The organism is Chryseobacterium sp. GP-SGM7, from assembly GCF_049166575.1.
GTDB lineage: Bacteria > Bacteroidota > Bacteroidia > Flavobacteriales > Weeksellaceae > Chryseobacterium.
In genome coordinates this window covers 301,776-323,906 of the sequence record NZ_JBMHFF010000003.1, presented here as the reverse complement: position 1 = coordinate 323,906, position 22,131 = coordinate 301,776, and the positions used below count along the sequence as shown (strand labels likewise).

At 34.7% G+C, this 22,131-nt stretch carries 20 protein-coding genes; 13 read left to right on the top strand and 7 right to left on the bottom strand.

Going from position 1 to position 22,131, the window contains the following annotated elements; all coding sequences use genetic code 11:
• Positions 1–61: 61 nt before the first annotated feature.
• Positions 62–352, bottom strand: a complete 291-nt coding sequence (locus ACOOWA_RS13910; protein ID WP_034674127.1) for an HU family DNA-binding protein — start codon at positions 350–352, stop codon at positions 62–64.
• A gap of 140 nt (positions 353–492) precedes the next feature.
• Positions 493–1,164 (bottom strand): LuxR C-terminal-related transcriptional regulator, encoded by a 672-nt coding sequence (locus tag ACOOWA_RS13905; RefSeq protein WP_421376077.1) that lies wholly within the window; start codon positions 1,162–1,164, stop codon positions 493–495.
• A 179-nt stretch (positions 1,165–1,343) separates the two neighbouring features.
• On the opposite strand from ACOOWA_RS13905, the gene tssO (ACOOWA_RS13900) reads away from it, so the two are divergent.
• From tssO (ACOOWA_RS13900) to tssD, 9 genes are all read left to right on the top strand, one after another.
• On the top strand, positions 1,344–1,874 hold the full coding sequence (tssO, locus tag ACOOWA_RS13900) for a type VI secretion system TssO (protein WP_421376076.1): 531 nt from the start codon (positions 1,344–1,346) through the stop codon (positions 1,872–1,874).
• A 23-nt stretch (positions 1,875–1,897) separates the two neighbouring features.
• Positions 1,898–2,416 carry a type VI secretion system TssO gene (gene tssO / locus ACOOWA_RS13895; RefSeq protein WP_421376075.1) on the top strand — a complete coding sequence of 173 codons (519 nt, stop codon included), beginning with the start codon at positions 1,898–1,900 and terminating at the stop codon, positions 2,414–2,416.
• A 38-nt stretch (positions 2,417–2,454) separates the two neighbouring features.
• On the top strand, positions 2,455–3,366 hold the full coding sequence (locus ACOOWA_RS13890; protein WP_421376073.1) for a PKD domain-containing protein: 912 nt from the start codon (positions 2,455–2,457) through the stop codon (positions 3,364–3,366).
• Positions 3,367–3,416: 50 nt separating this feature from the next.
• Complete coding sequence (tssR, locus tag ACOOWA_RS13885) at positions 3,417–5,816, top strand: type VI secretion system protein TssR domain-containing protein (RefSeq protein WP_421376072.1); 2,400 nt, start codon at positions 3,417–3,419, stop codon at positions 5,814–5,816.
• Positions 5,817–5,907: 91 nt separating this feature from the next.
• Positions 5,908–6,411 (top strand): DUF4280 domain-containing protein, encoded by a 504-nt coding sequence (locus ACOOWA_RS13880; protein WP_421376071.1) that lies wholly within the window; start codon positions 5,908–5,910, stop codon positions 6,409–6,411.
• 17 nt (positions 6,412–6,428) lie between these two features.
• Positions 6,429–9,698, top strand: coding sequence for a peptidoglycan DD-metalloendopeptidase family protein (locus ACOOWA_RS13875; RefSeq protein WP_421376069.1), 3,270 nt, complete (start codon positions 6,429–6,431; stop codon positions 9,696–9,698).
• A 3-nt stretch (positions 9,699–9,701) separates the two neighbouring features.
• On the top strand, positions 9,702–10,814 hold the full coding sequence (locus ACOOWA_RS13870) for a hypothetical protein (RefSeq protein ID WP_421376067.1): 1,113 nt from the start codon (positions 9,702–9,704) through the stop codon (positions 10,812–10,814).
• A 57-nt stretch (positions 10,815–10,871) separates the two neighbouring features.
• Positions 10,872–11,831, top strand: coding sequence for a hypothetical protein (locus ACOOWA_RS13865; RefSeq protein WP_421376065.1), 960 nt, complete (start codon positions 10,872–10,874; stop codon positions 11,829–11,831).
• A gap of 166 nt (positions 11,832–11,997) precedes the next feature.
• Complete coding sequence (gene tssD, locus ACOOWA_RS13860) at positions 11,998–12,399, top strand: type VI secretion system tube protein TssD (RefSeq protein ID WP_421376063.1); 402 nt, start codon at positions 11,998–12,000, stop codon at positions 12,397–12,399.
• Positions 12,400–12,914: 515 nt separating this feature from the next.
• Here the strand turns inward: tssD and ACOOWA_RS13855 are convergent.
• The 3 genes from ACOOWA_RS13855 to ACOOWA_RS13845 form a co-directional block, all read right to left on the bottom strand.
• Positions 12,915–14,711 (bottom strand): endonuclease, encoded by a 1,797-nt coding sequence (locus ACOOWA_RS13855; protein ID WP_421376062.1) that lies wholly within the window; start codon positions 14,709–14,711, stop codon positions 12,915–12,917.
• Between the two features lie 193 nt (positions 14,712–14,904).
• Positions 14,905–15,432, bottom strand: a complete 528-nt coding sequence (locus ACOOWA_RS13850; protein ID WP_421376061.1) for a DUF4136 domain-containing protein — start codon at positions 15,430–15,432, stop codon at positions 14,905–14,907.
• 1 nt (position 15,433) lies between these two features.
• Positions 15,434–15,616: a DUF5522 domain-containing protein gene (locus ACOOWA_RS13845; protein ID WP_421376059.1), complete on the bottom strand. Its 183-nt coding sequence runs from the start codon at positions 15,614–15,616 to the stop codon at positions 15,434–15,436.
• A gap of 31 nt (positions 15,617–15,647) precedes the next feature.
• Here ACOOWA_RS13845 and ACOOWA_RS13840 point away from each other — a divergent pair, with 31 nt between their 5' ends.
• The 4 genes from ACOOWA_RS13840 (at position 15,648) to hemL (ending at position 19,441) form a co-directional block, all read left to right on the top strand.
• On the top strand, positions 15,648–15,977 hold the full coding sequence (locus tag ACOOWA_RS13840) for a hypothetical protein (RefSeq protein WP_421376058.1): 330 nt from the start codon (positions 15,648–15,650) through the stop codon (positions 15,975–15,977).
• A 62-nt stretch (positions 15,978–16,039) separates the two neighbouring features.
• Positions 16,040–16,945 carry a 1-aminocyclopropane-1-carboxylate deaminase/D-cysteine desulfhydrase gene (locus tag ACOOWA_RS13835; protein WP_421376056.1) on the top strand — a complete coding sequence of 302 codons (906 nt, stop codon included), beginning with the start codon at positions 16,040–16,042 and terminating at the stop codon, positions 16,943–16,945.
• Between the two features lie 63 nt (positions 16,946–17,008).
• Positions 17,009–18,067: a glucosaminidase domain-containing protein gene (locus ACOOWA_RS13830; protein ID WP_421376055.1), complete on the top strand. Its 1,059-nt coding sequence runs from the start codon at positions 17,009–17,011 to the stop codon at positions 18,065–18,067.
• Positions 18,068–18,157: 90 nt separating this feature from the next.
• Positions 18,158–19,441: a glutamate-1-semialdehyde 2,1-aminomutase gene (gene hemL / locus ACOOWA_RS13825; RefSeq protein WP_421376054.1), complete on the top strand. Its 1,284-nt coding sequence runs from the start codon at positions 18,158–18,160 to the stop codon at positions 19,439–19,441.
• An 89-nt stretch (positions 19,442–19,530) separates the two neighbouring features.
• Here the strand turns inward: hemL and ACOOWA_RS13820 are convergent, their stop codons facing one another.
• Together ACOOWA_RS13820 and ACOOWA_RS13815 are read right to left on the bottom strand one after the other, a co-directional pair.
• A complete protein-coding gene (locus ACOOWA_RS13820; RefSeq protein ID WP_421376052.1) occupies positions 19,531–20,694 on the bottom strand; it encodes a hypothetical protein in 1,164 nt (387 codons plus the stop codon).
• Positions 20,695–20,899: 205 nt separating this feature from the next.
• Positions 20,900–22,111 carry a hypothetical protein gene (locus ACOOWA_RS13815; protein WP_421376050.1) on the bottom strand — a complete coding sequence of 404 codons (1,212 nt, stop codon included), beginning with the start codon at positions 22,109–22,111 and terminating at the stop codon, positions 20,900–20,902.
• Positions 22,112–22,131: the final 20 nt, after the last annotated feature.

The window sequence follows — 22,131 nt, the reverse complement described above, 5'->3', positions numbered from 1 at the left end:
TTCTTTCCGCTTGGCATAATGTTAAATTTTTAGTAACTAGTTAATATTAATTTATTTCTCTTTATTTTACTGCAACTTTAGTTTTTACTTTCTCCACAAAAGATTTTGATGGCTTGAAAGCAGGAATATTGTGTGCAGGAATTTCGATTGCAGTGTTCTTAGAGATGTTTCTCCCTGTTTTTGCTGCTCTTGTTTTTACGATGAAAGATCCAAAACCTCTTAGATAAACGTTGTCTCCATTGTACATAGAAGTTCTGATCTCCTGCATAAAAGCTTCTACAACTTTCTGTGTTTCATTCTTTTCGGTCCCCAATTTATTTGAGATGGTGTTTACCAATTCTGCCTTTGTCATTTCCTTTGTAAATTTTAAATTTTAGGTGTGCAAATTTAGTAAAAAAAAAGGAATAGTAGCGAATTCACACAAAAAATATTTTGCATAAACTGCTGAGAATTTTATGTTTAGTATAAAGTGCCGCTGAAATGACGTCATTTTTACATGCTGGAATTGTAATATCCGTTTTCTACGCAGAACCGAATGAGGTGAAGTTTTGTTTTTAAACCAAGCTTTTCTGTAAGTCTGTTAATGTATGTATCGATGGTACGTGTGCTTAGATTAAGCTTTTCTCCGATTTCTTTATTGCTGAAACCTTCGTAGCAAAATTTCATCAGTTGAATCTCTGTGGGAGACAGTTCTTCCTGGCTTTTTTTCTGACGGTTCATATATTCCTGAACTGCTAGAGGTTGCTGTTGCCATGATTTGTAGTAAGCGTCAAAGTCAAAATCTTTTGAGGAAATCTGCCCTTTTATAATATCTTTTATGGTATTGCTGTTTTTTTGACAGTAATAAATGTTGGGTATTTTAGATAAAATTTCTGCAATATCTTCCTGATAAGTCCCGGAATAGGTGATAATAGGTGTTTCGTTATTGTTTTTACGGATGAATTTTATAGCTTCAATTCCGCTGAGAACAGGCATAAATAATTCAATGATAAAAACATCTTCCTGCCTTCTGTAAATACGGTTAATGAGCTCGTGACCGTTGTTGCAATCATTGAGAAGCATATTGAAAGGGTTTTCCAAAAGCGTCTTGATCATTATTTTTTTAAAATAAAAATCGCTGTCGGCAATAGAAAACCGTACCATATTGGTAATTAGTTTACTCATTCTATTATCATGATTTGGTGGTACAGAATAAAATTCTGTTGACTAAAATATGAAAATCTTTCGGATCTGGAAATTAAACTTTACATTAAAAAATTGTAAATAGTTATTGTATGCATTGAATTTAATTTTGTGCATAAGTCTTTTTTTAGTATTTTCACATTCCAAACCAAATTACAAACATGTCTTCTAACAGAGAAAAAAAACTAAACAGATCTGATGTAAGATCAGGTATTTGGAAATTTATATTTTCATTTGTTATATTATCTGCGATCTCATTTACCAGTGTATTCTTCTTTTTTAAGAGTTACGACAGGCAGCTTGCCGGTGTTGATGAAGAAGTACGTGCATACCGTGACCTTTTGGCCAAGGATAACCTTCTTCGTATTCATGTTGACAGTATTTATGCAAGAATGGAGCTGTTGGATTCTGACAAAGCTTATAACGATAACTATTTACGTACTTATATTCTCGACAATGTTCGTGAAGCTCAACAGCTTATGGCAGCCGACAGTGCCCATAACTTAAAACATTATGCAGTTTTGATGCAGAAAATTAAACCAATGCTTAATCTGAAGAGTCAAATTCTCAATGTTTCTTTTAAACAACAGATTGCGATTCGTAATGTTCAGGAATGTCAAGGGAAATCCAATCAGATCAATAACAAGATGAAAATAGATCCTACCAGAAATTTTACAGGGCGAAGAAGGTAATTATATTTTAAAGTTTAGAAATTATGCAGGGACAAGTTACGTTATCAAAAAAAGAAAAACACTATCAGTTTTTTTACCTCATATTAATGCTTATCGTGGCACTTTTCTTTCTGGGAGTTATTTTTCTAAAAGGTTTTGCATCACCGTTTTCTGAAGCAGATACCAATTCGTTACAGATTTTGGATCAGAAGGTGAAGTTTGATCAGCAGCAAAAAATTGGTCTAAAATTAATAGATACCGCTTCGGCGAGAGTTAACAGATTATCTGTAGAAATTCAGCAGCCTGTAGAAAAGAATGATGCTGAATATGCAGTGCAGGATTTAGCCAATACATTCCAGAATGTTGTTGTCAACGATTCCCGGAAAATGGCTTTTCCACAAATAGGAAAATTCTTTAAAATGAATATGGTCGATAAAGAAAGAATCATGAAAATGAATGAAACGACGAAAACATTCGAAAAACAGTTTGAAGACTGTCAACTAGGATACAAAGAAAAAAGCAAAACTCTGAGAGATCGGAATAATGCTTTAAACCCAAGATAACACCAGAAAATATACAAAACACATCACAAAAACTTACTATGAATTATTTTCAAAAGAACAGGAAAAACATCATTATTGGTGTAATTGCCACACTGCTTATTGCCGCACTCGTCGCATTGTGGCTGCAAAAAAAGGTCATTCATTCGGAGAGTGATATTGAAGGAGTAGTTTTCCCGTCTTCGCTTTTTACAGGTGATACTTTAAGATTTCAGGATAAAACACCGTTTGCTAAATTCAAAAAATGGGATTTTGGCGATGGGCAAACTTCAGACAAAGACAAAGGAATACATTTTTACAGTAAGCCGGGGTATTATAATGTAACCTTGATTATCGATAACAAATATTCTAAGTCTTTCCCGATTATGGTTTCTGCAAGAGGAATTCCTAAATCTAAAGATAGCGCATCCGTAATTACCAGAATTGATGCTCCGACTCAGGTAATGCAATATGAAAATGTACAGTTTCGTGCGCTTTCTGATGCTGCCAATTTTACATGGAGATTCGGAGAAACAGGAAAAATAGATTCTAAAGACAAACTGGCGATTTATGCATATCAAAAACCAGGAAATTATATAGTTACACTTTATACAGACAAAGATTTAGAACCAATTGAACATCATATTAAAGTCGATCCGGCATATAATTCAATGCAGGATGAAGAGCCGACTCTTGATGAAATGTATGCTAAAAAAGATAACGATTTTAAATATCACCTGCAGCAGATTGCCAATGGCAACAGTTTTAATATGCACTACAATTATCTTCTGAAAACCTATTTGTGTAACAATGAAAATACAATCGTAAAAGTTGCAGACAGTAAAGTAAACAATTTTTATCTGTATTGTGCGGGTCTTCAGTTTGATAAAAATATAGTGATACAGACGGTAAAGTTGAATTATGATGACGGTATGACCTGTGTAACCAAAGTTGATATCAACCAAAGCAAATAACAAAATAGCCCTTTTTTTGGGCATCACACCAATTTATAAAGAAAATTAAGATGAAAAATAAATTTCCTTTAGCGGCTTATTACATAGGTATTTCTGTTATGTTGACGAGTTGTCAGGTAAAGTTACCTTCAAAAAAAACTCCTGAGCCACAACAATATGGGCAGATTGATAATGCTTCCGTAGTAAATGGTTTTCCTAAGAAATCTGTTCCGTGGATTGCGATCTCGGATCGATCAAGAAACACAGCTTATCTTGATAAAAGCGATGAAAAATCTTATAAAGAAGTTAAATTTTTAGAACCTTTAATGGTTTTGAAACATCGGGACGGAATGGTAAAAGTAGCGGAATATATTCCCGATGCTTTAATGAAAAAAGTATCGTCAAAACAGATAAAAACCTACGGCTGGATTCCAGAATCTGATCTTTTGCTCTGGAATAATTCTTTGAAAAGCGAAAAAACAGGTTTTCCGGTGAAAGTTGCCGTAGTTCCAAGCAATCCTGATGTCATCAAAAGTGCTGAAAAATATTATAAAAATGATTCCATTATGGTTTTTAATTCGCCAAGTCTTATTGAGGCGGCCAATGTAAAAATTCCGAATGGTCAAATGGTGTATGTGTATAAACAGGCAGAAAATAATAAGCGTTTCTTAGTAGGAAAAAAACCATCAGTCGATATAGACAGCATCAGTAAAGGTTTATACGGTTGGGTAAGTTCTAACGTAATTTCAGCGTGGGGAGAGCGCTCCGCCGTTAAAATGAAAAATACAACAGGAATTAAAGAAACAGCTTTAGGGATTCATGAAGGTGCGCCGGGTGGAGCAGATGCAGAAAAACGAACAGCTGTTTTATTGACGGATGTGAACAAAAGACCACCACTTGAAAATATTTTTCCTGTAACATTGTCTTTAGCCGAAGAAGCAAAACCGGATACCAGAACAAAATATTTTACGAATGTTTTAGATTACAGCAAAAATTTTGTTAAAAACGTACTGGGAGATCCTATTAATTTTGACCGCTACAAAGAAATAATTGATAAAAATAAAAAAGCAAATATTGTATTCGTTTTAGACATAAGTGCTTCAAATACACCCTATATTCCCATTGTAGGATCGCTTTTACAAGATCTTCAGTTAAAATTTGAAAAGCCTAATTATTTTGAATCAATCAAATACGGGGTTGTGCTTTACAAAAACAATTCTTGTGGAGAAAATGTGGCTCCGTCACCTTTAAGCAATGATTACAATACGGTGATGAGTTTTATCGAGCAAAAAACCAATGAGATGAACTGTCCGAGTAATATGGGAAACCAGCCCTTAAATGAAGGGCTAATTGCTGCCGGGAATTTACTTTCTAACGTTCCTGATGAAACCAATATTGTCATTACAATAGGTACTTCAGCCGACAGAAGCGGAAATATGTCCGGTGTTATTGGTTCATTAACTCAGGCTCAGGCAAAATTGATCATGTTCCAGACCAATGCACGTTCTTCCGATACTTACAATGATTTTGTATTGATGTCTGAAAATATTGTTACCAACACCGCAAAGAATGTAGCTGAATTAAAAAAACAAAAAATTATCAAGCAAAGTGATGTTTTAACCAAAAATAATTTTAATCTGATCGAAGGCGATGCAGGTTTCTTCTCGCTTGATTTTCCTAAGCAAAGTATGGCTCAGGGATTTGTGATTTTTCCTAAAAAAGGAGATATTACAGCTCCTGGACTTTTGGTAAAATCTGTCGATAGTCTGATTGCTCAGGTATCTTTTGATAATGAAATGATCGATAAATCTTTGAATGAACGCTTTCATTCTACGGTTGGAGCCGGAAAGACAGAGGTTGATTTTAAATATAAATATCTTTATCCAGGGTTAACGAACCCGGTTCCTGCAGGAATTGCTGCTCAATTGATTAATTATGGAAATCCGTTTTTAGCGAAAGGATATATTCCAAAAGAGTTAATGGATTACAAAGCAGGGATAGAAAAAGGGATTCTTATTTCTGAAACAGAATACGATCAGCTGAAAGCTTTCTATTCTGAAGTTTATGCCAATACAGGTGCTGCAAGAACAGATTTTAAACAAGGTAGGGCGGTAAGAGAATATATTAAATTATTAAAAAAATATAATCCTACTTTGAAATTTTTAGACAAAGGGGAATTGTATAAGCAACCCATGTCTTATGCAGTTGGCGTAAGTACCGGTTTTGATAATTCTGAAGAAGAGAAAATGTCTAAATTTATGCTGAAAGGCTGGACGAAATCTAATATCATCACCAACGAAGAAGCAAAAAGTTACTTTAAATATTACAAAGAACTCGCAGACAGAATGCTGACTTACAGAAATAATCCGGCAGTGAAAATTAAACACAACGGACAGGAATTTTATTGGTTAAACGAATACTTTATGCCAACAATGCTTCCTGTAGAAGAACCAGAATATACTAAACATTAATGAGTTATGCATAAAAAGAACGGAAAATTAATTTTCCGTTCTTTTGTGTTAAGCTACTTTTTGTTATCTTTGAGTACCAAATATCACAAATATGTCTACTCAATCATCATCTCATGATGGGAAACACTTCGTTGTTCAAAAAGGAACATGCGAGTGTGACAAAGGAGATCAGTTTCCCAAGCATATCGTCAGTACACACAATAAGAATTATTGGAATGATTCTGCCGGTAACGCAGATTATTTAGCCGTTACAGAAGACGATCTTCAGTTCAGTCCTTCAGGTCCGAGTTTTGGAAAATGTAAATTAAAGCCCAGTTCTGGTGGTTATCTACCATGTGCTTATGCTCCGGCAGGAAAGTGGCAGAAAACCTATGAAAAAGTGATGATAATGGGAAAGAAAGCAGTCACAGAAGTTTCAGAACTTCAGTGTACAACAGGCGGAAAAATCACGATTAAAGATCACGGACAACGTGGTGAAATGAGTAAAAAGAATGTGAAAAATGCTGATACAAAAGTAATCAGGCATATAAATCCTCTCGTGGATATGAATGACTTTAAGGAAAGAGTAGCGGAAGGTGAGATCGACGCCTACTAACAATTAAATTTTCTGAAATGTCAAAAAAAGGAGTTTCAAAAATATCAGGAAATGCTTCTCCGAAAGTAGGTGAAGCAACCACTTATTCTGTTGATGACTGGTATCCTTCCACACCTCAAAATCAGCGTAATTCTTCCGGGGTAACTTGGGAATTATTCAAAAAAAGATCTAACGGAAGGTTTACAACAACGAATATTAAAAAAATCGGCGATGGTAATTTTACATTTGGCGAAGTTTCACAAAAACATACGTATCGTCTTGAAGCCTATCTCTTTGAGCCGGAAGGAAGTGGTGATTCAACAATAGAAATTACTCCGCAACCTGCTGCAATTCCAAAAATTGAAAAAGTGGAACTGCAATATGTGGATGATTCACCGGGAACAGTTTTTAGTTTTACCGAAAAAATGAGAGCTCGTGCACAGTGTGTCAATTTGAATGGAAAAAAACTAAAGTTTACGCTTTGGGAAGATGATGAAGCCGGCAAAGGTCATAATGCAAAAAATCTTTTAATTGAAACTAAAGAAGCCAGAGTAGATCAGACGGGAGTTGCAGTTGCAGAATTTATGTTGACAAGAGCATTAATGCAGAAAGCAATGCAAGGCGAAGCAGATATAAAACAATTGGAATTTTATGTTACAGTAGAATATTTTTCGCATATAAAACATGCAACGGATAATTATCAATTAAACAATCCTTTGTATGCTCCAACGCCTGCTGAAAGACAACAATCAACACCTGCAGAAACTCCATCAAATAATACCCAGCCAAGAGCAGAAAATTCTCCGGCTGCTGAAAAGTCTGCCTCGCAAATGGAAGAAAGAGGAGTTGCCGGGCAAAGCAATAATCCATCGGGAGAATTGTACGATTATCAGGAAGCTCAAGGTAAAATTGAGGCTGAACAACCACCAACTCCGCAGACTAATGAAGGAAAAACAGTAAGCGTAGTTCAGGATTCTTCTATAGAAGAATTATTGGATGCTTATTTTGCTAAAAAAGAATTTACAAAACTTACAGGTGAGGCTGATGGAAATCATATTTATACTTTTGGAGGTAAGAAAGCCAATAACCAAACCGCAACGGCTGCTCAAAAAGATAATGTAGCCAAAACCATTTTAGGAAAAGTACAGGAAACATTAAAAACCAATAAAAAATATACAACTCAGGAAGCAATTGTTGTTGCACTGACTGCAAACGAATACGGAACCGATACTCAAAATGATAAAACGGTAACTTTCCCAACATTTAAGCTGGGAGAAGAGTTTAAGAGAGTTAATAATTCACCTTTAGACACGAAATTATATCTGGTTGCAAAAACCGCTGGTTCTGGGTTAAGCGACAAACAGGCTACAATTATCATCAAAGAAAAAGATGGATTAATCAAAGGCTCCGCAGATTCTGTTTTACCGATTTTAGAAATTACGGAGGAACAAATGAATCAGGCTACTCCGTCTTCAGGAGAAGTTCCCGGAACGGAAAAATCTGAATTTATAGGAAGGATTGAAAATGGAATGGTTAAGATTCCTGTTCATTTGAGACCAAAATCTAATGATGATTTAAAAATCTGGAGAGATAAAGTTTCCAAAGGTAAAGAAGACGGCGATTATATCTATAAATTCGGAGCCGAAAATAAGGTTACGGATGATGCTTCTAGAAAAACAGTTGCAGATGCTGTTCTTAGATACGCAAAAAGCGGAAATGCAAATAATGAAAAAATTGCTGATGGTAAAAATGCGTATGTTGATGACATTATCAAAGTTTTAGAAATAAAAAATTATCAGAAAGACGATACCATAACATTTAAGTTGCATAAAAAAATGCCTGAACTGCTTTATCTTCAGGTAAAAGCTCAAGGTGAAAAATCTCATGACAAAAACTTCTTAAAAGCAGACGGTTCGTATTTTGAAGTTGCCAAAAAATGTCCTCGTTGCGGAGTTTTAACCATGGAGGAGCTTTCTGAAATATTTACAGGAGCTACAGAAGAGAAAAAAACTCAGCTGATGAATGCTTTCAACGGAGCAAATACAAAATTTGGTCTTGATACTTGCAGACAAAAAGCTCAGTTTTTTGCTCAGGTATTACAGGAAGTTGGGGAATCTATCAATGTTCGCAACGGAGAAAGTCTGGATTATGCTGCAGAAAAACTTCCGGAGCATTTTTCTAGATTTACAACTACTGGAAGATTAAATGGACCACCAAACAATCTTGCTTTTCAATACGGAAGAAGTGCGCAGAATGGTTACAGATCAAACCCGGAAATGATTGCTAACATTGCTTATGCAAACCGTGAAGGAAACGGTGATGCTGCAAGTGGAGACGGCTGGAAGTACAGAGGAAGAGGAATCATTCAGATTACATTTAAAAATAAATATGATAAAATAAATGCAAGAATAGACAGCGATTACCCAGAATTCGGAATTGATATCGATGCCAATAATATTAATAATCTTAATGAAGGTACCGTTGCGAGTATGGCATACTGGGAAGAATACGGTTGTCAAACTCATGCCAATAAAGGTGTTGAGCGACCGAATTTCGATGCTATTGTAGATATTGTCAACAGTAGAACACCTACGCGAGAAAGCCGATGGCAGAATTTGCAGAAAACAGTCATTACTTTCAAAGTAAGTGAATGTAGCGGTGAAGAATCTGCAGGATGGCACGAACCTGTTGCGAATCCGATGTCGACTTTATATATGCAAAGTGGCGGTGGCGGTATTGACAGTATCGGTGAGAACTGGGGACTTTTTGGAAGTACAAGAAATGGAGGCACTCATCAAGGTCTCGATCTTTTTGCAGAGTTAGGAGAAGATGTTTTTGCCTGTACAAACGGCGTTGTTCACAAAGCACAATGGCATGGAGGATATGGTAATACTGTCACAATAAAAATCACCGATAAAGAAGCTTTCAAAAATCATAAACGGGAATACGCACTTATACATTCTGCACGTGGAGAAATTTCTCAGGGACCTTCTTTTGATAAAGATCAGGATGTATTTTTGTTTTATGCTCACCTAAATGAAGTGTTGGTTGCTGTAGGAGATGAGGTAGAATCTGGCGCTGTAATTGCTAAAACAGGAGTTTCGGGGGTTGTAGGAGGAACTTGTGCTCCGCATTTGCACTTCGAAATATTTACTACGATTTATGCTGTCGGTCAAGGCCTGAATTACAGATGTAATCCAGGATATTATGTACATTTTAAAGGACCTTCAGATCAGTCTGAGGCTGAAATTCAGAAGCAGAAAACAAGAGCAGAAGCAGGTAGAGTTATTAATCTTCAAGGAGGATAAAATATGAAAACAAAATTTTTAATATTATTTTCGTTCATTTTAGTTTTCTTATCATGCAAAGGAAATGACGGGAAAACGGTAAATGAAACTGATGCAAAAAATCAGACAGCTGTAAAGGAAGATTATAGCAGTTATAAAGAGATACACTTCAATGTAAAATCTGATTATAAAGATAATTCTAAAAAAAATCTCGAGATTTTTTTTGCAGATTTCCTGTTCAAAATTCAGTTTGTTGATGATCGAGCTTACCTGAAAGCAAGTTTTAAAAATAAAATGATTAGAGATTTTCAACAGGTAGTGTATAATTTTACTTACGATTCGGATTATGTCAATGCTGAAAAAAGAGTAAAAATCATATACAACGGAAAAGATGGTTATCTGTTTTTGCCGGGTTATTCAGAAGAATTTCAAAATTTCACTGTGTATAAATTTAATAGTCAGGATTTTAAATTTAATCAGGCTTTATCGCTAAATACTCACAATTGTAAAGACGGAGAAATCTTTTTAGATAATAAAAATGAAATCTTTTTCATGGTCGACAAAACTTCTAAAACTAAATGTATTTTTTCTAAAGAAGATGCTTATCCGGTTTCTACAAAACAAGCTCAGAAGGATTTAGCACAACTTCAACAGAATAAAAATGGCGGAAATGCTTTGAATGAATTTGTTTCAGATTTAAACAGAGACGGTAAAAAAGATAAAATTTCCGTTTACAAAAATGATACAGCAAAAGATGATTTCGACAAAACTCATTTTGTGTTACCTCTTAAAATCTTGCTGTCTTCAAAAAGTGGCTCAATTGAAAAATCAAATAATAATATGGTTTTTTCTAATAACTCAAATTGTATTTCAGAAGGTTTTTCCACCGTTGCAACAAAAGATAACTACTTCACCATCGAACAGCAAACTTGCTATGATTATGTTTTAGTGGATTCATACATAACTTTCAAGGTTGATGGTAATGAAATTTATCTGCATAAATACGGAGAAACGTATTTTGATAAAGCCAATCATGAAAGGAAAATACCGGATAAAATATGGACTGTAAAAGATTTTGGTAAGGTTAAATTTGAAAATGTTAATGAAAATTTTTTACTAAGATTGAGAAACAAATAATTTATATATATCCGTAATTTGTAATAATTTAATTTTTAGCTCCATATTTGTCATTCTATGATGGTACATTTTATACTTCCCGGAGATACGCTGCAAAAAATTGCAGAAGAAATCCAGCTTGAAAATCCCGCTTATCTGAAAGAATTTCACAACAATCATTGTATCAAAGAAGATTTCATTATCAATGATTTGATTCCCGGGAAAAAACTTTTGTTGCCGGATTTAGGAAGAATTAAAACCTATAATTCAAAAAATGATGCACCGTTCAAAAGTCCCGAAGTCAATCCGGACATAAATTTTAATCCTTTCCATTTTAATCAAAACTTTAAAGTTGTTTTTACAGAATCTAAAAATGATGAAGGGAAAATCAGTGAAAATCGTTTTTCATATGTCGCCAATTTGAAATGGATAAAAAATGAGTTCAACGAGCATCTTTTTCATTTCACAAAAGACAGATTTTCCAATCTTCACGACACAAAAATGGAGTTTATGGCCATTGCAACGTTTAAATCTCTACTTCCGATTGAAATATATGTAAATTCTAAAGGTGAAATTTTACGGACAGCTCTAACGAAGCAAATATTGAATAATTTTAATGAAATTAAAGCAAAACTTTCAGACGTATTTCCCGATCAATACGCTGAAATTTATCTTGAAGAATTTGAATACGTTGTTTTGAATCCCGACGTTTTTGATAAGAAAATGAAAGAAGACTGGTTTCTGAAAATGTATTTTTCATCATTCAGAAATCCATTTAGAAACGGAAAATCTTTTTTTGAAATATTTTTAAATCAATCTTTCGTTCAACTTCAGCAAATGGTAGAAAAATCAGATAATTTAGAGGAAATTTCATTAAATCAATTTTTAAGCAATCAAAAAGAAAAAGATTTTAAATTTAATGGAAATCTCACCATTTCAAAAGAAAACGGAATGATAAAAAAAATGAATAATTTTTACTCCTATAAAGAATATTCCGTTGAATATTCTACTGATTTTTCTGTAAATGAAGTTTTGTAAGGATTTGTTTAATATATGTTTATTACTAATCGTAGTTTTACGACATCAAATCGTAGAATTACTACAAATTTCAAAATAATGATTCAAAAACTCGAAAAATAATTGTCTTGGTTTTATCTTTGAAGTATAAAAATTACAAAATATTAACGATTAAAATTTACAAATCATGGCAGCAAATTCAAGAGGAATCTTAAAATTCAACGGTGGCGAAGGACAAAAATTGTTAAAGCTGAATTACAGTGTTTCAAGATCTACAGACGTTTCTGGTAGAGTAGCTTCAGATCCTTCCAATGCAATTATTAAATTAACGATCGAGGCAACAGAAAAATCTGACATCCTGGAAACTCTTCTTAACGGAAAATATAAGCCAACAACAGGTGAAGTTACTTTCAACAAATCTCACGAAGAAGGAACATTGATTACTTTAAACTGGGAAAACGGTTATGTTATTCAGCACGAAGTAGACTTCGACGCAGTAGACGAAAATTCAATGTTGATAAGCTTCGTAATCAGTGCAGAGAAAATCAATTACGGTAATTCAGCGTATGAAGGAATCTGGCCGGTTTAATTCGAAAATCACCTTTTCAGTATTAATATATACAAAGTCAAAGACCGTCTCAAAAAGGCGGTCTTTTCTATTTTAAAGAATTAAAATTCATATTTTGAAATCTGCATAATCTCCTAAATCTGCGAGAGAAAATTTTTGGCAGATATGAATTTCGTTCGTAAATTTCGATAAAGCCTTCGCTTTTTCTCATTTATGTCTTCCGCTCCCAAACCTAACAAAGTGGTTCGACGAAGTCAATCTTTTTTTTTGCCAATCTTTTTCCATTTCAAAAAAAGGATTTTCGCTCAAGCCGGGCTGCAATTTCTACATAAATTAGATATTTGTCATCAATAAAAAAGGCTGTCTCAAATGTTGAAAAGCCTTTATAAATTTTATTTTGAATATCCCTAATTTTTCATAATTGTCTTTGCTGAGTGAAACGCCTTTGCGAACCTTTAAAACGATTAGTAGTTAAAAAAACTTTGTGCTCTTTGCGTTAAAAAAGACATTATGATGAATTGTAGAAAATCAAATAATTATTTTATAACAAATTTCAAATTCGATTCATCAAGCTTTAGAATGTAAACACCCTGCAAAAGACTGTTTATCTTAATTGATTTTCCATTTTTAAACGGATTGTTGATAACTTGCATTACTTTTCCCTGAAGATTTACAATTTCAGCTTTTCTGATGTTTTCAGTTTCACCTTTCACAAAAATTTCCTGATTCAAAATTGGATTAGGAGAAATTTTTAATTCTTTTTGTTGAGTTGTAGAATTATTAGTTGCCGGACTTGTTCTTGCAGAAGTTCCGTTGCAGGTCCAGCTCAGATTATCAATTGCAACTCTGTTGCTTGAAGAGGTATTCATCAAAGTCACGACAACATTTCCTGAGATATTGATATTATTAATCGTCGTCGTTGTTGCAGTTGTGCTGTAAGGAACTGTTCCTACTGTTGCGCCATTTACCTGAACGTTAAAACTTCCGTTACTTCCGCTAAATTTAAGCTGAGTTGTAACCGTTAAAGATCCTATTCCGTTTGCAGAGCTGCTAGATTTTAACGAACCGTCTCTTACAGTAATCGCTTTATTAGAAATTGTCTGGTCGGTTCTGGAATCTGTTGCAGTCCATGTAATTCCGTTGCTCGTCCAGGTTTTTGTTGAATAAGATGATGCGCTTGCCGACGGAATCGTTTCAAAAGTTTCATTTACACAACCTGTAGTATTCGGGTTACTTGTTGCTGCATTTGTCGTCGCAGAAATTGTTGAACTGTTTGCAGAAGCATTTCCTGCTGCATCTTTTGCTTTTACATAAAAACTATACGCTGTAGATGGATTTAATCCTGTAACAGTTGTAGAAGTCGAATTAATATTTGTTTTCAAACTTCCATTCATATAAACATCGTAAGAAGTTACCGCTATATTATCTGTTGAAGCATTCCAAGAAAGAGAAATCGTGTTGGTTGTTTTTGCGGAAACCGTTAAATTAGTTACAGTTGTCGGCGCTTGTGTATCGGTTGTCGGAGCTTGTCCACCCCAAATTTGATTTACGTAACTTGGATTATCGATAAAAGGATTTCTGTTTCCCTGAAAAGTGTAAGAAGCATTATTTCTGTTAACTTCCGCCTGCGAAACAGGATCTTGATTATGCCAAGCTAAAAGTACATTCAATTCCCAGGTCTGAAGTCCCGGAAATGCTGAAGTTCCAATCATATTTCCTGTGGAAAATGTTGAAAGTTGAGTTTGGTATCTTGTCACAAAATAGAAAACCATTCTTGCAACATCGCCTTTAAATTCATCAATCGGCTCAAAAACCGTCCCTGAAAATCCTGATGAAGATGAGCTTCCTAGTTTAGAACCGTTTAAAGAAGTAAAGCTTGCACTTCCTACTTTTCCGAAAGGATAATTGGAACGCATTCCGTTCACTTTTCCGTCTGTAGCTCTGATGAAGTGAATGTCATTTCTCATTGGAGAAGCTTCATTAAATAAACTTTGCGGAACAATGTGTTCACGATTGTAGCAATTTCCTTCTGTAGAATACGTTCCGCATTGATTGCTTCCCGGAGTGAATTTATAAGGATCTGCGGAACTTGGTTTTTCAGAATAAATATCGAGAATAGAACCGTCGTTTTCGTAATTTTTATCGATATCTGTGGTTTTGTAGGCAGTCCAAAGACCGTTGTAACCCTTGTCCTGATGTCCGTTTGTAATAATATTGCTTAAGGCAGTTTTGAGCTGTGCGCCGGATAATCCGCTTGCGGAGTTGTAATATCCTGCAGGAGCTTGTGCAAAAGCTAACTGTGAGAATATCAAGCATAAAATTAGTTTTCTCATAATAATATAATATTTGGTAAGATTATAATAATTTGGTGAATGTAAAATTACATTATTATTAATTTAGATGAACTGTTTTGTTTGAATTAATCTTTAATTTCTATTTAAATTGCATCATCATTACTGTAAGTTTTAAAACAAAAAAGTCGACACAAATTTCTGTGTCGACTCTCAATATAATTTAAATAAAAATTTATTTTTTCATTCCCGGAGGATAGTTTGCCATAATTTCGGCTACAATCTGAGGGATTTGTTTTTGTTTAGCTTTTGGTCGGTCAACAGAAATTCCGCTGCCGATTCCCTGCCAAACTAATTTTTGACTTCTTGCATCAACCATATCTACAATAATTGCGCCTTCATTGTAATTACTAGACCAGGTTCTGTTCATACCGATTCCCCATCCGAAACCGCCTCCCCATCCCCACATTCCGCCGGGATTTGAAGTCGTAATGTCGGTGATTTTTTTGTGATTTGCTTTTACATTTACGATCAAATCAGGGTTTTCACCAGATTGAAGACCTTTCATTTGTAGTTGTTTCGACAATTCGTTCAAAACTCTGTCTTTATCGATGTCATTTAATTTTAAATCGTCGATTCTTATTTTATAAGTTTTGTAAGAAGTGAAAGATGCAGTTTCAGCGTAATCTGAACGTACTTTAAAAGGGCTGCAAGATGACAAACCTAAACTTGCCGCTAGCAAAATAAAAATATATTTCTTCATTTTATTTATCTTTTTTATTGGTTTTTATAAATGTGTCAGTCTTTTTATCATATCCGTAAGGGCAGTGTTTGCAACCGCTTTTACAGCAATGTCCCCGTTTAAGATGAAATTTTTCGGTAAAAACTTTGTAACCTTGCTCGTTGAAGTAAAAGTCTTCACCCTCTTTGATATCAAAAAGAGCCATAAGTTAAATCAAAACTTTTATATTTGTTATTATGATAATTGTGTGCCAAAAGCTCCTCAAAAATACAAAAATAAACGGCATTACACTCTTTCCTTTTATTTTCATCAAAAATCCTGAAGATAAGAAGAATAGAGTCTTAATAAATCATGAAAAAATTCACATCAGACAGCAATTGGAGCTTCTGGTGATTTTCTTTTACATTCTATATATTGCAGAATACTATTATCATTTTTTTAAGCTGAAAAACCCTTATCAAGCCTACAAATCAATATCTTTCGAACGGGAAGCTTATGCGATGGAACACGATTTAAGCTATCTCCGAAAAAGAAAATTTTGGGGCTTCATAAAATTTATGAAATGAAAATTAAAATATTATTAAAATAATTTGAAAACCTTAATTTTGCGAAACAGTTTCATTCTAAAATGTTGAATATTCCATCAGAAAAAATTCCGATTCAGGAGATTCCGGTTCAGAAAAATATAAAACTTTTTATTAAAAGAGAAGATGTAGTGCATCCTCAAATTTCTGGTAACAAATACTGGAAACTTTTTTATAATATCAATAATTATTTAGAAACTAAACCCCAAAACCCTTTTATCATTACGTTTGGCGGAGCTTTTTCTAATCATATTTCTGCCGTTTCTGCAACAGGAAATCTGTCGAATATCAAAACATTAGGAATCATTCGAGGCGAAGAACTTGAAAAAAAATGGCTTCATAATCCAACATTGGTTTTCGCTAAAAGAAACGGGATGAATTTAAAATTCGTCACTCGGGAAGAATATCGCCACAAAGAAAAACTGACCGAATTTTTGCGGAGCGAATTTCCCGATGCTTTAATAATTCCGGAAGGTGGAACTAACGAATATGCCGTTCAGGGCGTAAAAATGATGCTTAATAATGATACAAAAGATTTTGATTATCTTTGCACCGCAGTTGGAACCGGCGGAACTTTGGCGGGGATTTCAAAGTTTTGTGAAGAAAATCAGAAGGTTATCGGTTTTGCAGTAGTTGATGATTCTTCTTTGGAAAGCAAAATTTCAGAATTAACCTCAAAAAGAAATTTTCATCTCACCGATGCTGCTTTTGGCGGCTACGGTAAAATAAATGATGAAAATATCCGTTTTATCAATGATTTTAAAATGAAGTTTGACATTCCTTTAGAACCGATCTATACAGGAAAAATGATGCAGAAAGTTTTTGAAATGATCGATGCTGATTATTTTCTCGAAGGAAGCAAGATCCTCTGTTTTCATACAGGTGGTTTGCAGGGAATTGAAGGAGTCAATCTGCTTTTACAAAAACAGAACAGAAATTTAATACTATAAATTTAAAATTATAGAACATTCATTACGTAATTTAAAGTGTTTGTTTATTAAAAAAAATAAAAAATGAAAAGACTATTCTTACTAATTAGCCTTTTAGTTTTATCAAAATTCTCGGCTCAGACCTGGGCTACAGAAGATCAGTACATCCAGAGATTTGCGCAATACGCCGTTGAAGAAATGGAAAAATACAAAATTCCTGCTTCAATTACACTCGCACAAGGGCTTTTGGAAACAGGAGGCGGACAAAGCCGTTTGGCGCAGGAAGGGAAAAATCACTTCGGAATTAAATGCAAAGAAGACTGGACCGGGAGAACAATGAAGCACACCGATGATGCACCAAACGAATGTTTCCGCGTGTATGACGATCCTAAACAATCTTATGAAGATCACTCGATATTTTTGGCAACAAGAAAATATTACACCAAACTTTTTGATCTTGATATGAAAGATTACAAAGCTTGGGCGCATGGTTTGAAAAAAGCAGGCTACGCTACAAATCCTCGTTACGCATCAATTCTTATAGATAAAATTGAGAGATACAAATTGTACGAATTTGATGAGGTTAATTCTAAAGAAGTTTTATACGCTATTCTTAAAAAATATCCTGATTTGAAAGATGATCGTACTTTTATGGCAAAAATGAAACCTGCAAAACCTACAAAAAAGGCAACAGCTCCCGTAACCGTGAAAGTTCCTTACAAAGCGACTTCGTATGCACAGCAACAGGAAAGAGTAGAACGAATAAAATCTAAAGCGGAAATTCTGAATTCTATTTTAATTAAAAGTCATCCGAATGGTGGTTTAAAATATATTGTGATTCCTGAAGATACTGATGTACAGTATATTGCTAAAAAATTTAAGATCAGTGAAAGTAAACTGATAAAATGGAATGAGCTTGAAGGAACAGCATTAGCCAAAAATGAAGTAGTCTTTCTTGAATCTAAAAACTCTCAGGGAAATACTCCTACTTATAAAGCCGAATCTGGTGAAGATATGTACGATATAGCACAGAAATTTGGCATTAAGCTTAATAAATTATATGCCAAAAACAGAATGGATGAAGGTCAGAAGCCTTTAGCCGGACAGTTGATCTATTTAATCGATAAAAAACCTAGAAACTAAAAATTGGTTGTTGGGATTTGATTGATAGTTGTTGGTTTTAAAACTGATAAAATTCTATCAACGATTAACTGACAATCATCAACTAACAAAATGAAATACCAAAGAAGTTCGGCTTTATTTGAAGAAGCTTACCAATACATTCCCGGCGGAGTAAATTCTCCTGTTCGTGCCTTTAAATCAGTGGGCGGAGTTCCCGTTTTTATGAAATCGGCAAAAGGTGCTTATCTTACCGATGCAGATGATAATACGTATATCGATTACATCAATTCCTGGGGACCGGCAATTTTGGGACACACTCATCCTGAAGTTTTGGAAGAATTAAAAATTCAGGCAGAAAAGGGTTTTTCCTTCGGTGCACCGACAGAACTGGAAACTGAAATTGCAAAATTCATCACCGAAAATGTTCCGAATATCGATCAGATCAGAATGGTGTCTTCCGGAACGGAAGCGTGTATGAGTGCTATAAGATTGGCAAGAGGCTTTACCGGCAAAGATAAATTTATAAAATTTGAAGGTTGTTATCATGGTCATTCCGATTCGTTTTTGATCAAAGCGGGAAGCGGTGCTGCAACTTTTGGAAATCCTAATTCTCCGGGAGTTACGCAGGGAACAGCGAAAGATACTTTGTTGGCAAGATATAATGATTTTGAGCAGGTTGAAGATTTATTCAGACATAATCAGGGTGAAATTGCTGCAGTAATTATTGAGCCGGTTGCCGGAAATATGGGTTGTGTTTTACCTGAAAACGAATTTCTTCAGAAATTAAGAAAAATCTGTGATAAAAATGGCGCATTATTGATTTTTGATGAAGTAATGACTGGTTTCAGACTCGCTTTTGGCGGAGCGCAGGAATTATATAATGTAAAAGCCGATTTGGTAACTTATGGTAAAGTAATCGGAGGCGGACTTCCGGTTGGTGCTTTTGCAGGAAGAAACGAAATAATGGATCATCTTGCCCCAAAAGGCGAAGTTTATCAAGCTGGAACATTAAGTGGGAATCCTTTAGCAATGAGAGCAGGTTTGAAGACTTTGCAAATCATTAAAAACGATCCGGAATTTTTCAACAGATTATCAAAAACGACAGAAACACTGGATTTTGAAATCGGAAAAATTTTAAGCGAAAAAGGAATTGCCCACAGAATCAACAGAAAAGGCTCTATGATGTCGGTTTTCTTCCACATCAATGCGGTTTCTAATTTTGATGAAGCACAAAATGCCAATCATTCACTGTTCAATAATTTCTTTCATCAGATGCTAAATAACGGGATTTATCTTCCGCCAAGTGGCTACGAAACGTATTTCATCAGTGATGCCATTAAAGACAAAGAAATAGATATGACTTTGGAAGCCGTGAGGAAATTTCAGTATTCTTAACGTTTTAAATCATAAAAATATAAAGGATGAAGTGTAAACCTCATCCTTTTTGTTTGTAAATTTCTAAAGAACTTTATCATTAAATTTAATTATTGTAATCCTGACCAGCCAATTGCCCAGGTTGGAGTAAGCTTTCCATTTCCGGCTCCCGTTGCGTCAGATTTTTTAGTGTAAGTAGTATCGATTATTGCAACCGTTGTACCTGCTGAAGATTTTAATAAGACTTCTGTGGTTGTGTTATCAAACAAAACATGGGTAATTTTCTTTTTACCATTAAAACGAGCTACTGTAGAATCGCTTTCAATGCTAATTCCTGTTGACCAATCAGAAAGTACAATATTGTCTAAAACAGCGAACGTTCCTTGTTTTAATTTTATTCCATTTGAGTCACCTGAACTTGCACCAATGAAAGTAACGTTTTTAATCGTAGGATTTGATCTGGGTGAAGCATTATCGTTGCTGGAATTATTGATTCCGGTAATTCCGGTGTTTCCGGTACCGTCTGCTTTTCGTTTGGTATAAATATTTGTTGCACTTCCGATCCAGCCATCTTTATAACTAATGGAGTGGTTGCTGTTCCCAGTAGAAACAATATTTGAAATATTAACTGTTCCGCCATAAATTTCAATTCCGTCATCAGCATTGTTTAAGAGTGCCACACTTTCAACTCTTGTCTCATTTCCAACTCCGAAAAGAGATAACCCATTGAATTTTTTTCCGGTAGTAAATTCTGCTCCTGCGTATTCAATTCTTACAAAATTTAAAGCACCTGAATTATCTGTTCCTTCTGAACCTCCATAAGGTAAATTTCCTATTTCTGATGAATTGAAACTTCCTGTGTTGACAGGAGCTTTTCCGCAAATTACAATTCCGCCCCAATTTCCTGCTACAGCTGTTTCTGAGGTAAATAAAATAGGAGAGCCTGCCGTTCCGTTAACATAAATTTTTCCGCCCTGTTCTACTAAAACATAAGATGCCGCACCTGTAGTTGCCACAATTTTTGTTCCTGCAGGAATAACCAGAGTTCCGCCATTTTTTACTTTAACGATACCATTAAGTTTATATATTTTCATGGGATCAAGCGTTACAACTTGTTCGTTTGTAACATCACCTTTAAAATTATTAGGATCAACAGCAATTCCTGTAGGAGTAATGGTTGTAAACGTGTCTTCATCTTTACTACATGAATAAATAGTGAATGACACCCCCATAATAAAAGCTGCAATGATTATTTTAAAGTGATTTTTCTTCATAATTGTCGGGTTATTTCTCTTTCAACGGTATTTTTATTGATCTATTTGAATGAGAAGACCAAATTACCATTTTTTCTATATATTTCCCACTTCAAAACAAAATGAATTGATATTTAACTTTAAATGTCAATAAAAAGAACCAGGCCCGGAAAAAATTTCCGGGCCTGGTTTTGAATGTGATATGAAGAAACTAATTACTTAGATATTAGTTCATTGCATCAGTAGTATCGAATGAAGAAACTCCTGACCAACCTTTTGCCCATTCTGGTAAAGCAGTTCCGCTTCCAGCTCCTAAAGCAGCAGAATTTTCAGTAAATACAGTAGAAATATCTACAGCAGTTCCTGCAGTGTTTTTAGCCTTAGATTTAGTGGTAATATTTACAAATTTTAAATTTTTAATGTAAGAACCACTTTGGAACCAAGCTAAAGTTCTGTCTGTTTCAAAATCTAAACCTGTAGAGAAATTTGCTAAAACGATATTGTCGAATTTACCGTTAGAACCAGCTCTTACTTTAAGACCTTGAGATTCTGATCCAGCAGTGTTTCCTAAGAAAGTTGCGTTGGTAATATTAGGGTTTGATGCACCGTTTCCGTTAGTAGTATTAGCATTTGTGTCTTGAGTATCTGCTTCTACACCTCTGTTTCCTGGCTCGGCAGCAGTTTGATATTGTTTTTTTCTGGCTGCATAGATATAGTTTGCTGTACCTTGCCATCCTTCAGTCCAGTCGATACTATCATCACCAACGCCTAAAACAAGTAAGTGATCGGCATTTACATTTCCACCAAAGAATTCGATACCGTCATCTGCACCGTCAACAACAGCTACGTAAGAAATTGTAGTTTGGCTACCAACACCGAATAATGATAATCCGTTGAATTCTTTTTCCGGGTTATATTTGAAACCGCTATCCTTGATTACCAGATATTTTATAGAACCAGAACTGTCTGCCTGGTTTGTACCACCATAGATAAGTTCTCCTAATTCTGAAGTTGAAGTTCCTGAAGCACTTCTGTTTGAAGGAGCATTTCCTAAGATTACAAGACCTCCCCAATGTCCTTGCTTATGAGTAGAACCTTCGAATACAACCGGGCTTGATGACGTACCGTTAACAAAGATTTTCCCACCTCTTTCTACGATTATATAAGTTGCACCTTCTGAAGCTACAATTCTTGTACCTGCAGGAATGATAAGAGAGGCACCGTTTTCTACAGATAATTTACCTTTAAGGTTATATACTTTTGAAGCATCTAAAGTTACCGTAGTTCCTGCAGCAATTTTACCTTGAAAATTGTTAGGATCTAATGTAGAAACGTTTTCTGTTGTTTCATCATCAGAACTACTACATGAGATTGCAGTTGATGAAAACGCTGCTATTAGAGAAAAACATAAAACTGCTTTTAAGATTGTCTTTTTCATAACTAATTTTTTAATATTTA